10 protein-coding genes are annotated in these 14,494 nt (G+C 61.6%); 5 read left to right on the plus strand and 5 right to left on the minus strand.

The features are described 5' to 3' along the window. The first annotated feature begins 11 nt into the window (after positions 1-11). Together WA943_RS01495 and WA943_RS01500 are read left to right on the plus strand one after the other, a co-directional pair. Positions 12-1,109, plus strand: coding sequence for an efflux RND transporter periplasmic adaptor subunit (locus WA943_RS01495; protein ID WP_424467992.1), 1,098 nt, complete (start codon positions 12-14; stop codon positions 1,107-1,109). Next, on the plus strand, positions 1,106-4,204 hold the full coding sequence (locus WA943_RS01500) for an efflux RND transporter permease subunit (RefSeq protein WP_424467994.1): 3,099 nt from the start codon (positions 1,106-1,108) through the stop codon (positions 4,202-4,204). The genes WA943_RS01495 and WA943_RS01500 overlap by 4 nt, the downstream gene beginning before the upstream one ends. A 285-nt stretch (positions 4,205-4,489) precedes the next feature. Here the strand turns inward: WA943_RS01500 and WA943_RS01505 are convergent, their stop codons facing one another. Then, positions 4,490-6,850 (minus strand): efflux RND transporter permease subunit, encoded by a 2,361-nt coding sequence (locus WA943_RS01505; protein ID WP_424467996.1) that lies wholly within the window; start codon positions 6,848-6,850, stop codon positions 4,490-4,492. A 183-nt stretch (positions 6,851-7,033) separates the two neighbouring features. Continuing rightward, entirely contained in the window at positions 7,034-7,468 is a 435-nt protein-coding gene (locus WA943_RS01510; RefSeq protein WP_424467998.1) for a hypothetical protein, read from the minus strand. Between the two features lie 264 nt (positions 7,469-7,732). Between WA943_RS01510 and msrA the strand changes: the two genes are divergently transcribed. Both msrA and msrB read left to right on the plus strand, forming a co-directional pair. Beyond that, positions 7,733-8,350: a peptide-methionine (S)-S-oxide reductase MsrA gene (msrA, locus tag WA943_RS01515; protein ID WP_424468000.1), complete on the plus strand. Its 618-nt coding sequence runs from the start codon at positions 7,733-7,735 to the stop codon at positions 8,348-8,350. A gap of 11 nt (positions 8,351-8,361) precedes the next feature. Next, on the plus strand, positions 8,362-8,853 hold the full coding sequence (gene msrB / locus WA943_RS01520; protein ID WP_424468002.1) for a peptide-methionine (R)-S-oxide reductase MsrB: 492 nt from the start codon (positions 8,362-8,364) through the stop codon (positions 8,851-8,853). Here msrB and WA943_RS01525 read toward each other — a convergent pair. Beyond that, the gene (locus tag WA943_RS01525) at positions 8,840-10,435 is read right to left on the minus strand and encodes a tetratricopeptide repeat-containing sulfotransferase family protein (RefSeq protein ID WP_424468004.1); all 1,596 of its coding nucleotides are present in this window, start codon (positions 10,433-10,435) and stop codon (positions 8,840-8,842) included. The two genes, msrB and WA943_RS01525, sit on opposite strands and share 14 nt — an antisense overlap. A 198-nt stretch (positions 10,436-10,633) precedes the next feature. Between WA943_RS01525 and WA943_RS01530 the strand changes: the two genes are divergently transcribed. After that, positions 10,634-12,727 (plus strand): autotransporter outer membrane beta-barrel domain-containing protein, encoded by a 2,094-nt coding sequence (locus WA943_RS01530; RefSeq protein ID WP_424468006.1) that lies wholly within the window; start codon positions 10,634-10,636, stop codon positions 12,725-12,727. Positions 12,728-12,936: 209 nt separating this feature from the next. Here the strand turns inward: WA943_RS01530 and WA943_RS01535 are convergent, their stop codons facing one another. Beyond that, complete coding sequence (locus WA943_RS01535; protein ID WP_424468008.1) at positions 12,937-13,698, minus strand: alpha/beta fold hydrolase; 762 nt, start codon at positions 13,696-13,698, stop codon at positions 12,937-12,939. Positions 13,699-13,710: 12 nt separating this feature from the next. Then, complete coding sequence (locus WA943_RS01540; protein WP_424468010.1) at positions 13,711-14,493, minus strand: enoyl-CoA hydratase/isomerase family protein; 783 nt, start codon at positions 14,491-14,493, stop codon at positions 13,711-13,713. Between the last annotated feature and the right edge of the window lies 1 nt (position 14,494).

Here is a 14,494-nt window from a genome sequence, read left to right on the forward strand (position 1 = left end):
GGGTCACGGGCATGCTGGTTTCGCGCAAATTTTGGGCCGCTGCGGCCCTGTCTCTTGTCGCCCTCGCTGCCTGCGGGCAGAACGAGGAGCCCAAAGAGGCGGCGGAAGTCGCACCGGCCACCCCCGTTCTCATCGCCACCGTGCGCCAAGCCCCCGAAAGCGCCGATGTGACCGCTTACGGCATGGTCCGCTCCGACAAGGAGGGGGCGCTTTCCTTCAAGATCGGCGGATTGCTGAAAGTCCTGAAGGTCGATGCCGGCGACCGGATCAAAAAGGGCGACGTGCTGGCCGAGCTCGACCAGCGTGAAATCGAAGCGCAATCGGCCCGCGCCAATGCCGCCGCCGACAAGGCGCGCCGCGACCTCGCCCGCATTGAGCCTCTGCTCGAAAAGGGCTTCATCAGCAAACAGAAGGTGCAGGACGCCCAAAGCGCCCTCGACATGGCGGTGGCGGATCGCAAGCGCGTCGAATTCGACCGCAGCCTCGCCGTCATCACCGCGCCATCCGACGGCGTGGTGCTTGCGCGTCATGCAGACGTCAACGAGATCGTCGCGCCCGGCGGCCCTGTGCTGACAGTGAGCCAGGGATCGGCGGCCTATATTCTGAAAGCGAGCCTCAGCGACCGCGACGTCTCGCGCATCGCCATCGGCGACAGCGCCCGCGTGACGCTCGATGCCTTCGCCACTGAAAACATCACGGGCACGGTTCGTCGCATCGCCGCGATGAGCGACGCGAGAAGCGGCACATTCGAAGTCGAACTGGCGCTTGAAGGCGTCCCCGGCGGCGTCGAAAGCGGCTTCATGGGTCAGGCACGCATCCGCCCGCAAGGCACGGTTGCAAAGCATCAGGTCGCCATTCCCGCCTCCGCCATTCTCGAAGGCCACGGCGCAACGGCAACCGTTTACGTCATCAACCAGACAACCGGCACCGCCCATCTGACGCGCGTGTCCATCGCGGGCATTGAAGGTGACGACGTACTGATCGACCGGGGCCTCGACGCAGGCACACAGGTCGTGAGTGCGGGCGCGCCTTATCTGCGCGACGGAGCGAAGGTCAAGATCGTCACCGATCTGGCCAGCGAAGCACAGAAGACGGAGCCGCGCACATGATCCTGGGCAAGATCAGCGGCTTCTTCGTTCGCAACTGGCAGTTCACCCTCGTCCTCTTCGGCCTTCTGGCCATGATGGGCCTCAACACATTCAAGCATATTCCGCGCGCTGAAGACCCGGACTTCCCGATCCCGATTGCCGTCATCACCGTCATCATGCCGGGCGCCAATCCGGCCGACATGGAACGGCTGATCGTGAAGCCGATCGAAGATGCGGTGAACGGCCTCGACGATCTCGACAATATTGCAAGCCGCGCCGAAGACGGCGTCGCAAGTATCACCGTGCAATTCAACTGGTCGATCCCCGATCCCGACAAACGCTATGACGATGTGGTGCGCGAGATCAACGCGCTGCGCGCGAGCCTGCCCTCCGGCATTCAGCGTCTGCAGGTCGACAAATTCCGCTCCTCGCTGACCAACACGATCCAGATCGCGCTGGTGAGCGAGACGGCGAGCCCGCGCGAACTTGAAGACGTGGCCAAGGACTTGCGCGACGAGATCGACCGTGCGCCGGGCGTGCGCGAGACGAAACTCTGGGGCCTGCCCCCATCGGAAGTTCGTGTCGCCGTCAATTTTGGCCGCCTCGCCGCGCTGAAAATTCCGGTAACGGCTATAGCAAACGCCATCGGCGCGGAAAGCACGGACATTCCCGGCGGCCCGATCCATTCAGGCGCGCGGCGCTTCAACATCAAGACGACCGGCGGCTACAAGAGCCTGCAGGAGATATCAGACACGGTCATCGGCTCCTATGGCGGACGCAATGTCCGCGTCGGCGACGTCGCCGAAGTCTCATGGGCGCAGGAAGAAGCGGGCCACCTCGCCTGGTACAATGGCAAGCGCGCGATCTTCGTCACGGCGAACCAGAAGGATGCGCAGAACGTCTTTGCAATGCGCGACGGCGTTTACAAGGTGCTCGACAAATTCGAGACGCGCCTTCCGCCCGACATCAAACTTGAACGCGGCTTCGACCAGTCGGTCGCCGTCGGCGAAAGGCTCGGCCATCTCTATCGCGACTTCGCCATAGCCGTCGGCCTCGTTATCATCACCCTGCTGCCGCTTGGGCCGCGCGCCTCGCTGATCGTCATGGTCTCGATCCCGCTCTCGCTCGCCATCGGATTGTCGATGCTCGACTTTGCGGGCTTCTCGCTGAACCAGCTCTCTATTGCGGGTTTCGTGCTGGCGCTCGGACTGCTCGTCGACGATTCCATAGTGGTTGTGGAAAATATCGAAAGACATATTCGAGAGGGCAAAGGACGGCTCGAAGCAGCCATTGCCGCGACATCGCAAATCTCCATCGCAGTCGTCGGCTGTACGGCAGCGCTGCTCTTTGCGTTTCTGCCGCTGCTGTCGCTGCCGGAAGGTGCCGGCAAGTTCACCCGCTCGCTGCCGGTCGCCGTCGTCTTCACGATCATCGCCTCGCTCTTCGTGTCGCTGACGATCATTCCCTTTCTCTCAAGCCGCCTCCTCAGCAACAAGTCGCATCCGGAAGGCAATATCTTCCTGCGCCTCGTCATGGGCGGCATTCATCGCATCTATCGCCCGCTGCTTCACCGGGCGCTCGCACATCCCAAGACCACGGTGATCGGCGCGATGGCGCTTTGCTTTGCAAGCCTCGCGCTCATTCCCGCCATCGGCTTCAGCCTGTTTCCGCCGGCCGACAGCAAACAGTTTCTCGTGCAGATCGAGACGCCGCAGGGAACCGGACAGGAAGAAACAAAAAAGGCACTGCACTATGTGGAAAATGTGCTGCGCAAGCATCCTGAAATCCGCTGGCAGATGTCGAACCTCGGCCACTCCAATCCGCAGATTTATTACAATGTCCGCTCCAACGACACGCGCGCCAACATGGCGGAGGTTTTCACCGAGCTCACTGAATTCGACGAAGTGAAAACGCCGAAGCTCATGGACGAGCTTCGCGCGGAATTTGCACGCTATCCCGGCGCGCAGATCATCCTGCGCATTTTCCAGAACGGCCCACCCATCGAGGCGCCGGTCGCCGTGCGCATCGTCGGACCCGATCTTGCCGTGCTGAAGGAAATCGCGGCACGCGCCGCACGCATCATGGAAGACACGCCGGGCGTCCGCGATGTCGCAAACCCCATGCGCCTCGACCGGACAGACCTCAATCTCGGCATCAATAGCGAGAAGGCAGCAATGGTCGGCGTGCCTGCGGGCGCAATCGATCGCACCGTGCGCCTTGCCATTGTCGGTGAAACGGTCGGCCAGTATCGCGAGTCGAATGGCGAGCAATACAACATCACCGTGCGCCTGCCGCTGGACAGCCACCATTCGGTCTCCGCTCTCGGCGATATCTTTGTGCCGACAACGAGCGGCGATTCCGTACCGCTCAGTCTTCTCGCCTCGCCGCGTCTCGATTCCGGCCCCGGCCGCATCGACCGCTATAACCGCGAACGTCTCGTCACCATCACCGCCTATACGAAGACGGGCTACAACACAGCCAAGGTAACCACCGAGATTTTCAAGCAGCTCGCCAAGGTTCCCGTGCCGCCGGGCTACGACTTCCGAAAGGGCGGCGAAGCGGAAGCGGCGTCGAAAAGCTTCTCCGGCCTCACCAATGCGATCCTCGTGGCGATCTTCGGCATTCTTGCCGTGCTGATCCTCGAATTCCGCTCCTTCCGCGCGACACTGGTCGTGGCGGGCGTGATCCCGCTCGGCATTTTCGGCGGCATCGCCTCGCTGCTCCTGTCGGGCTATTCGCTCTCCTTCACCGCCGTGATCGGCTTCGTGGCGCTGATCGGCATCGAGATCAAGAACTCGATCCTGCTCGTCGATTTCACCAACCAGTTGCGCCGGGCAGGCACGCCGCTGATGGAAGCAATCGAGCAGGCGGGCGAAATCCGCTTCCTGCCGGTGCTCCTGACATCGGCGACGGCGGTCGGCGGCCTGCTCCCGCTGGCGATCAGCGGCTCCGGCCTCTACTCGCCGCTTGCCTGGGTCATCATCGGCGGCCTTCTCTCCTCAACCTTCCTGTCGCGTCTCGTGACGCCGACCATGTACCTGCTGCTCGCACCGAAGAACCTGATGGAAGAGGGCGAGGAAGAAACGGGCGCACTGAGCCCGAGCCCGGCGGACTAGTACCGGCAACGAACTCCTGCGGTCGCGCGTCTTCCCTCAAGACGCGATGGCCAAAAGAAAGGGCGGCTCGCAAGGGCCGCCCTTTTACCTTTGAGGCTGGCGAAGCCCCTCTCCCGGCCCTCTCATGCTGTCATCCCGGCTTCATGCCGGGATCCAGGAGCCGCAGACGCCGCGCGCGCGATCATGGGCCCCCGAACAAGCCCGGGGCGACACCGCCAGCTGAAGATCACCACAAACAAAAAGGGCGGCCCGAGGGCCGCCCTTTGCGTTTCGTTGAGGTAGCGATCAGTGCGTGTGACGGATCGCGCGAGCCTCGTCTTCGGTGAGCGGCTTGCGCTTCAGCGGCCAGATATATTCGAAGGCCGCAACCAGCGACGGCAGGAGCGTCACCGCGCCGACCATGTTCACGATGAACATGAACGTCAGGAGCATGCCCATGTCGGCCTGGAACTTCAGCGCCGAGAACGACCAGGTCGAGACGCCGATGGCAAGCGTGCCGCCGGTGAACATGGTCGCCGAGCCAACGTCGTTCAGCGCCTGGAGATAGGCCGCATGAGGCGAGACGCCCATGCGCATATAGCGCTGTATTCGATTGTACTCGTAGATGCCGTAGTCCACGCCGATACCGACCGCGATGGCGAGCACCGGCAGCGTCGAGATCTTGAGACCGATACCGGCCGCAGTCAGGAACCAGTTACCGATGATCGTCGCCAGCACCAGCGGGATGACGCAGCAGAGTGCGCCGCGCCACTCGCGGTAAACGAAGATCACGAGCGTCATGACCACTGCATAGACGTAGAGCAGCATCGGAAGCTCGGCATGTTCGACGACGTTGTTGGTCGCCGACACGATCGTCACGTTACCCGTGCCGATACGCAGCTTCAGGTCGTCGCGCTGATGCGCCGGATCGTTGATCCAGTTTTCGACGGCTGCGGTGACGTTCTTGATCGTCTCCGCCTTGGTGTCGGCAACGTAGATCTGCACGCCAAGCGTCAGGCAGCGCTGGTCGACGAGAAGCGTGGAGCTCGAAACGCTGGCGGTCGCCTGGGCGAGAGCCGTCGGATCGCGCGGAAGAGCGGCCCATTTCGGGTTGCCTTCCTGCCACATGCTGTTGATGACCTTCGCAACGATCGGCAGAGAAACCACCGACTGCACGCCGGGCACGTTACGCATGTCCCAGCCGAAGGTGTCGATGAAATGCAGCTTGCTGTAATCGACACAAGCCACATCCTTCGACTCGACAATGACGTTCATCACGTTGAGACCAAGCTTGAAATGGTCCGCGATGTACTCGCTGTCCGTGTTGTAGCGCGCATTCGGCCAAAGCTCGCCGGCACCCGCATGCACGTCGCCGATCTGGCGTTCGCGGCTTTCGTAGAGAGCGACGGCGCCGAGCACGACGCAGAACGCGATGAAGCCGAAAGCAAAGCCGGGCTTCGCGAAGGTCGCGAGGTACGGCCAGAACTTGGCGCGCGTTTCCATCAGGCGACGCACCTTGTCACCATATTCCGCACCGGGTGCGACGTAGGAAACAATGAGCGGCAGCATGATGAGGTTGGAAATGATCTTGAAACCGATACCGATCGAAGCCGTGACCGAAAGTTCGCGGATCATGCCGATGGGAATGATGTAGAGCGTCGCGAAACCGGCAAGGCAGGTCAGCAGCGCCACAGAGCCCGGACGCAGCAGGAACGTGAAGGTCGCGCGAGCGGCCTGGTTCTTGTCGAGACCGGCGGCGATTTCGGCACCCGCCATGTTGATCTGCTGCACGCCATGGCTGACGCCGATGGCGAAGACGAGGAACGGCACCAGAACCGCGAGCGGATCGAGGCCATAACCGATGAGATGCAGAACGCCGAATTGCCAGATGAGCGAACAGAGCGAGCAGCCCACCGTCACCATGGTCAGGAGCCATGAACGGCAATAGAGCCAGAGCATCAGGCAGGTGAAGATGAACGCGACGATGAAGAACATGACGACCGACCGCGCGCCATCGGCAATATCGCCGACGAGCTTGGCAAAGCCGACGATCTTCACGTCAACCGTGTCGCTCACATATTTGTCGCGAATATTCGTTTCGAGAAGATGCGCGACCTTGAAATAATCGAGCTGCTGCTGCGTCTCGGGATCGACTTCGAGAAGTTCGGTCGCGATCATTGCAGAGCGGAAGTCGGTCGACACGAGGCGTCCAACAAGGTTGGCGCGCAGCGTGTTCTGCATCACGACCTTGATGCCTTCAGGCGTCGGCTTGAAATTCGCCGGGATAACGTCGCCAGCTTCGAGGCCCTCTTCGGTCACCGCGATGTAGCGCGTATTCGGCGTCCAGAGCGAGGTGACGCGATGGCGTGCGACGCCGGGGATGTAGAACACATCCTGCGTGGCATCGTTCAGCGTCTTGAGGAAGTCGGGCTGGAAAATGTCGCCCTTCTTGTTCTCAAGAACGACGATGACCCGGTTGCCGCCGCCGAAACCTTCGGCGTACTGGAAATAGGTCTGGATAAACGGGTTACCCACCGGAAGCATTTTCAGAAAACCAGCATCCATGCGGAGCTGGACGGCAAAGAAAAGCATGACGACCGTGAAGGCAGCCAGTGCCAACAAAATGACGGCACGCAAGCTGAACACGATATTTTCTATACGCTGCAAAGGAACCTCCCCTAGGGACGTGCAGTCTTCACGCCGCGGACTGCATCGGCAATCTCAGAAACTTATGGAGCTTTTGCTCTCTTTTTCTCGATTTTCTTGGCCCAACGACCATGTCGCAGGCCCCTCTATACCTGTCCAGAGAGGGGTGCCACAAGATCGTCGTGCGGTGATGCTTCGATCTGCTTACAAAATGTGTGTCGTCAATGGTGGCGCACGGACAAGCGCACCCGTTCCCCCGGCTTCTATAAGAAGACCCCGCAGGGTCACGAGGGGGGCAATGGCAATAATTTCCGCAGAAACCGCGGGTCCGGCCACCGAAATAACGAATTGCGTATCCGTCGTCCGCACCGCGAGGCTGCGCGAAATGCGGCGGATTGCCTCGACACCCGGTCGCACAGCCTCGGCTGGCGCCACGGATTGCCCATGAGACGGCATCGAAATCAGGAAGGATGCGCCCGTAAAAGCGGGCAGAGCTTCAGCCCTGGCAGGCAGCGGCCCGGCGAAAACGGCGAAAATGACGGCAAGGGCGAAGAAGCAAGGACCGAAACGCAGCAGCATCGCCTCGAACCGGCCAAAGGCCGGCGAGCAATCGCCTGTTGCATATCTATCCAGAGGCACTCGGCATTCCTCACTCGGACAACCCGCGGACGGGCGGCAAATTGAGCCAAATTCGTAGCATGGCGACCGAGATTGGCACAGCTAATATTGAGGCTTTTGTAAGTCGTCAGGGCCCGCCGCCGCGACGTTAACCATGTTTTCCGCGCGCATGCCCAGAGTGAACTCTCGAATACGTGAAGCAATGTGAGATCGAAGCGCGCCGCACGCGCGTATCATCAGAGGCGAGCCGACAGACTCCAAAGTGGAGCCGGAATGGAGGATGACGTGAGCCGATTTCTGGGCCTTGCAGGACTTCTCTTCTGCCTCTTCAGCGCGCCCGCCTTTGCCGAGGCACCGAAGATGGCGAGCTACCCCATTGCCACTTTCGCCGGTGGCTGCTTCTGGAGCATGCAGCGCCATTTCGACGATGTGGCCGGCGTCGTGGCCACCCGCGTTGGGTACACGGGCGGGCCCGAAGTCAATCCGAGCTATGAACAGGTCTCATCAGAAGCGACAGGCCACGCCGAGGCGATCGAGGTGACATACGATCCGGCAAGAACGAGCTACGAGAAGCTGCTCACTTCCTATTGGCATTATATCGATCCGACCACGAAGGACGGCCAGTTCTGCGATTTCGGCCACTCCTATCGCACGGCCATCTACACCCACGACGCAGAGCAGATGAAACTCGCGCTGGCCTCCAAAGCGGCAATCGAGAAATCCGGCGTGCTGAAAGGCGCGCCCATCGTCACCGAGATCGTGGCGGCGGGGCCATTCTATCCGGCGGAGGAATATCATCAGGAATTCTACAAGAAGAACCCCGTGCGCTACACGACCTACCGGATCGGCTGCGGCCGCGATCCGGCGCTGACGAAAATCTGGGGCGACGAGGCGGGAAAGTGAAGGAGGACGCCATGACATCGCGGCGCAAATTTCTGGGCGGAACGGCGCTTGCGGGCCTTCTCGGCCTTGTAGCCATTTCGCGCTTTCGCGGAACCGACGCCGACGCGGCGGGAAAATTCGAGATCGAGAAAACCGACGCCGAATGGAAGAAGCAACTGAGCCCGCAGCAATATGACGTGTTGCGCAAGGCAGGCACGGAGCGGCCCTTCAGCAGCCCGCTGAACGATGAACATGGGCGGGGCACATTCGCTTGCGCCGGCTGCGACCTGCCGCTCTTTGCCTCGGAAACGAAATTCGAGAGCGGCACCGGCTGGCCGAGCTTCTACCAGCCGCTGCCCAATGCCGTCGAAACAAGGAACGACAATTCAATTTTCATGACGCGTATCGAAGTGCACTGCCGCCGCTGCGGCGGACATCTCGGCCATGTCTTCGATGACGGCCCCGCGCCGACCGGCAAACGCTATTGCATGAACGGCGTGGCGATGAAATTCATTCCGGCCTAGGCGAACGCGGCGGCGCATAAGGCCCGAGCGCTTCGAACAGCGGCCCGAGATACTTTTCATATCGCCGCCAGCGCTCGACCGAGCTTTTGAAAATGGGCTGGCGCACCTGCGCAATGCTGGCCGTACGCACGGGACGCTTCGTCGCGTAGAAACGCAGGCAAGCATCGTCCCATTTGAGATGGCATGCCTCCTCGACGAGCCAGCGGATCTGATGATCGGGATCGCTCACCAGCGCTTCGTGGCTCACATGCACGACGCGGCCCGGCAACACTTCGTCCCAATGCGCCATCATTTCGCGGTAGCGCACATATTGCGCGCCTATATCGGCAAGGTCGTAAGTCGTCTCATTGCCCGAGCGGAACAGTTTGCGGAAACCGGCAAGGCATGTGTCCACCGGATCGCGCATGCTGTGCAGGATCGTCGCGCGCGGAAACATCAGATGGATGACGCCGATATGCATGTAATTGCCGAGCATCTTGTCGATGACGAACGGCTCCTTTCGCCAGCCCTGCCCGCGCAGGCGTTCGAGATAATGGTCGGCAAGCTTGCGGAAGTGATCCGGCGCAATCGTCTCCGCGCTTTCAGCCGTGCCGTAAGGAAAACGTCCCGCAAGCGTCTCGCCGAGCGCGGAAGATTCGCCCACGCCAAGAACCTTGGGATGGCTTGAAAGGATTTGCTCAAGCAGCGTCGAGCCGGAACGCGGCATGCCGACGATGAAGATGGGTGCCGCCGACGCCGATCCGCCATCTCCATAGCGTGCAAGAAAGCCGGGCGAGACCCTCTCTTTGATCATCGAAAGCGCCTTGGCGTGCCGCGTCGCCGCCACCTCCGGCATCTCATGTGCGATCCGCGATCCCGGCGGGGCGATGACGCCCTCTTCTTCCACCGCTGCAGAAATATTCTCGCGCCGCAAACGGTTCCCCTCCGCAAAAGCGGCGAAGGCATCGTCATAGCGGCTCTGCTTTTCATAGACCTCGCCCAGCGCAAAGAGGGCTGCGATCCGCGCGCCTACGCCCGTCTCGGCATTCTCCGCCGCCCGCACCAGATAAATGAGATCCTCCGCCGTGATCGAGGCGGGCTTGATCTGGGCGATGCGAATGAGGGCGCGCAGACGTGCCCGCTTTTCGCCCGCCAGCTCACGAAGTGTGGCAATGGCCTCGTCGAGACGGCCCATCACCTCGAGCGCCGCCGCAAGATTGAGGCGCGACAGAGCCACATCGGGCTTGATTGCAATGGCGCGTCGATAGGCATCGATCGCCTGCGGCCATCGCCCAAGTTCCTGCAACACATAGGCAAGGCTGAACTGCGCCTCGAAGGAACCCGGATCGAATTTGGTGACGTAGCGTAACCGCTCAAGCGCGCTTTCAAGCCGCCCGAACTCCACATCCATCAGCGCGAGAAAATAGGGTGCGGCAAGAGCTTGCGGATTGCACGCATGCACATGCTCGTAGAGACGTGCAGCCTCGTCGAAACGGCCCGCGCTGTGATGCTCGGTCGCACGTTCAAGAAACAGCTTCAATGCAGCGTCGTCGAGCGGCAACTGATTCGGGTTGGCTTTGCGCAAGCCGGGTTTGATCTTCATTGGCACACTGACCTCAGCGCACTGAACGCGACATAGGCTTTCGTCCGACAAAATGTTGCACAAATGCATCGTCGCAAACTCGATTCCATCAGCACCCGACCCATAGAAAAATTGTAGCTGCACCACCTCACGCGCGACCGATATAAGCTAAGCCAGCATGAGAGACCATGCAGTGTGTTGCTTATTAAGTGGGGCCTAATGTCCAAGACTATTTCGCGCCGTCGTTCGGCGCTTTTTTTGTGCGCTTCGGCGCTTGCACTCGCCAGCCTGTCGACGCCGTCACAAGCTGAGCAGCAGCTCTTCAACTTCTATGTCAACGGCATCAACGGCGGCGGCAACTTCGAGACCGGCTGCTGCAGCAGCTATGTCGGCAAGGCCTTCGATACCAACAACCCGACCGGCCCCGGCGACACCATTGACAACAACACGCTGCCCAATGGCTTCAACTCCACCTCGTCAGCACCCGGTGCCCTTTCCGACGCAAGCGGCAATAGCCACGGCACAGCGGGAAACCCCGTCACAGGCAGGACGGCCAACGACGCCTATGACGGCTATGGCGGCATCGGCCTTGAAGGCATGACCCATTTCGGCGGCCTCACCGTCAACCGCAACGTGCAGGTCACGCATGGACCGGGCAACGCGACGACGATGATCACCACGCCCTTCACCGATGCCGGTGTCGCCAATGCGGTGCGTTGGGTGGACACTTTCACCAACAATACCGGCGCAGCGGTGACCGGAACGCTGGCCTGGGCGAACAATCTCGGCTCGGATTCGAATACGACATGGGTGGCAGTCGGACCGAACAACACCTATCTCGTCTCGACCCAGTTAACTGGCAGCGACCCCGTCATCACGCATATCTTCGGCAACAACACCTATACGGCGACGGAAGTCGTTCTGGACTACACCGCCGGCGACGACAATCCGATCTGGAAGTTCCCGATCTCCGTCGCGCCGGGCGAAACGGTCCGTCTCGTCGTCTTCAACGTGCTGACGGCCGACATCGCCACCTTCCAGGACGATCTGGCGTCGAAGGCAGGCGACATTGCGCTCGGTGAACAGCTTGCGCAGCTCATTACCAATAACGGCAATCCCCTGCCCATTAACTCGGCCTTCTTCACCGGGCTGACGGCTGAGGAAATTCTGACAATCAGGAACTTCACCTTCGCCACGGGGATGCCTCAGGCGACGGCGGAAAGCCTCTCAGCCATCGGCAACGCGGTGCCGACGCAGATCACGGGCGACATCCTCACCGAACTGTCGAACCTGCGCATTGCTGGCAATGATGGCCCTTCGGGCATCGCCTCCTCATCGATGACCGGCGCGGCAGGCCTGATGCTGGCCGACGCTTCGTCCGGCAACACCATGACGGATGCCGGTCGCTCGCTCTTCCGGCTCGCTTCCGCCGATGGCACACCGGCACTCGGCAATGGATCGCCGGTGCGCCGCACATGGGCCGCGAACGGCTGGCGCGGCTTCGGCCTCGTTTCCGGTTTCACCGGGCGGCGCGGCGCGGCAGGCAATATTGCGGGTCTCAGCTATGACGGCTTCAGCGCAACGCTTGGCGGCGACTATCTGGTAACGCCCCAAACGCGGCTTGGCGGCGCCTTGAGCTATGCCAAGGCAAATGCCGATGTGAGCGCGAGCCTCGGAAACTCCGACATCGCGACATACGCGGCATCGGTCTATGTGTCGCACAGCTTCACCGAGGCGCTTTACCTCGACGCCGTCGGTCTCATCGGCTGGAACGACTACAAATATGACCGTGTGCAGGGCCCGGCCACCGCGCATGGCGACTCCGAAGGCCTCACCTACGGCATCAATGTCGTCGGCGGCTTCGACGTGCCGGTCACGGCTTCGCTGAAAACCGGTCCCTATCTCAGCGTCTCCTACACCGACAGCCGCATCAACGGCTACACGGAATCGGGCGCAGGCATCGCCAACCTCCAGGTCTCCGACACGCATATCCGTGCGGGCGCTGTCGAACTGGGCGCAAAGGCGAGCTACCGGATCGAGCAGAGCTGGGGCGCGATCACGCCCGAAGTGCGGCTCGGCGTCAAAGGCGGCATCGGCAACGACGAGAGCAATGTGACGGCGCAATTCGTCGGCACGCCAAGCTCGCTCACCGGCACCCCGTTCCGCAATGGCAACGGCACCGCCGTTGTCACCGGCCTCGGTGTCGCCGCGAGCATGTCGAACGATCTCGAACTGAAGCTTGCCTATACCGGAACCTATGGTCGCGACCAGGAACACAACACGCTCTCGCTGCGTGCGATCCTGTCCTTCTGACCGTCGCAACATAACAACGACAGAACACCCCGGCCTCCGCGCCGGGGTGTTTTTTTTTAAAGTCAGTTTGTTTTGGTGCGCGCCCTACAAACTCAGCGTCGTCCCGGGACTCGTTCCCGGGACCCATCTTGCCTCAGCATACAGCGTTGAAGGTGGATCCCGGGAACAAGTCCCGGGATGACATCGATGGATGAGTTCTCGCCACGCATTCAAAGCGTGCCGAGAAACCCCACCACCGCGCGATTGAACGCCTCCGGCTGATCGATATTGGCCGCATGGCCCGCATCCGGAATGACGACCTTCTTTGCGCCGGGAATCTTTGCGGCCATATAATCGGCGGCGGCAAGAAACGGCGTGTCGTTCGCGCCGACGACGACGAGCGACGGCACCGCGATCCCCGGCAGCGAATTGATGACATGCGCGTCGCGTTGCGTGAGCATGCCGCGCCCCGCCCGCACCAGACCCTCGGCGGAGCGATGCGTGCTCGTCGCCATTTCCTTGCTCAATGACTGAAGCCGCGAAAGACCCTCGGCCTCGAAACGCGCCGCCGTCTTCAGCGCCGTCTCGTTCCAGCCTGCCCGCGCCTCGTCCTTCTTGAAACCCGGACCCGTATCGATGATGAGCAGCGCAATCACGCGCTCGGGATGCGCTTCGTTGAAAGCAAGCGACATATAGCCGCCAAGCGAAAGCCCGCCGACAATTGCGCGCTCCGCGCCGACCGCATCAAGGATCGCGGCCATGTCAGCCACCGTCGCCGCTTCGCTATACGCCGCCTGATCTTGCGGATAGTCGGACTGGCCGTGGCCGCGCATGTCCCAGAGAACGAGGCGATGGCCTTTCGTCAGTGCATCGATCTGGCCGCGCCACATCTCGCTCGTCGCGGAATAGCCGTGGCTGAGAAGAATGACGGGACCGCTCGTCCCATGCACTTCGTAGTGAAGGCTGACACCACCTCGCGTAAGCTTCGCCATTCCCGCTCCCGTTTATTTTCCGGTGAATTTCCCCGCCCGTCGCTCGTTGACGGCGCGGACGCCTTCGGCGAAATCCGCCGTCTTCATCAGCATCGCCTGTTCGGTGAATTCGTGATCGGTCGCGGCCTTCACCGCTTCCGCCAGCCCGCGCCGCAGCGTTGCCCGCGTGGAGCGCACGGCAAGCGGCGCGTTCTCGGCAATCTCTGCGGCCAGTTCATGCGCCCGCGCGCGAAGCTGGTCCTGCTGCACAAGCTCGTCGGCAAGGCCCCATTGAAGCGCCTCGTCGCCCTTGATGCGGCGTCCCGTCTGGAACATCAGGTTTGCGCGTTGAAGGCCGATCACGCGCGGCAATGTATGCGAAAGCCCGAAACCCGGATGGAAACCAAGCTTGACGAAATTCGCCGCAAAGCGCGCCTCGGGCGAGACGATACGAAAATCGGCGACAAGCGCGAGTCCGAGCCCCGCACCGATCGCCGCGCCCTGCACGGCCGCAATGATCGGCGTGACGCAGGAAAACAGACGCACCGCTTCGACATAGAGCGGATTGACCATGGTCGGCTTGCCGCTGGCGAGCCCGTCGCTGCGCACGAGATCGGCGCCGCCGCAAAACACCTTGCCCTCCGAGACGAGAACAATCGCGCGAACGCGCTCATCCGCATCGCAAGCATCGAACGCATCGGCCAGCGAACGCATGAGATCGACACTGACATGATTGAAGGGCGGGCGATGAATCTCGACCTCGGCCACATGGCCCGTCAGCGCAACCGAAATATCGCCATAGCTTTCCGCAACCATC

The organism is Parvibaculum sp. (assembly GCF_049651025.1).
In the GTDB taxonomy this organism is placed as follows: domain Bacteria; phylum Pseudomonadota; class Alphaproteobacteria; order Parvibaculales; family Parvibaculaceae; genus Parvibaculum.

Coding starts and splice junctions, on each gene's coding strand:
- WA943_RS01495 (WP_424467992.1), top strand. CDS start 12: ATGCTGGTTTCGCGCAAATTTTGGGCCGCTGCGGCCCTGTCTCTTGTC.
- WA943_RS01500 (WP_424467994.1), top strand. CDS start 1,106: ATGATCCTGGGCAAGATCAGCGGCTTCTTCGTTCGCAACTGGCAGTTC.
- msrB (WP_424468002.1), top strand. CDS start 8,362: ATGACATCGCGGCGCAAATTTCTGGGCGGAACGGCGCTTGCGGGCCTT.
- WA943_RS01525 (WP_424468004.1), bottom strand. CDS start 10,435: ATGAAGATCAAACCCGGCTTGCGCAAAGCCAACCCGAATCAGTTGCCG.
- WA943_RS01530 (WP_424468006.1), top strand. CDS start 10,634: ATGTCCAAGACTATTTCGCGCCGTCGTTCGGCGCTTTTTTTGTGCGCT.
- WA943_RS01535 (WP_424468008.1), bottom strand. CDS start 13,698: ATGGCGAAGCTTACGCGAGGTGGTGTCAGCCTTCACTACGAAGTGCAT.
- WA943_RS01540 (WP_424468010.1), bottom strand. CDS start 14,493: ATGGTTGCGGAAAGCTATGGCGATATTTCGGTTGCGCTGACGGGCCAT.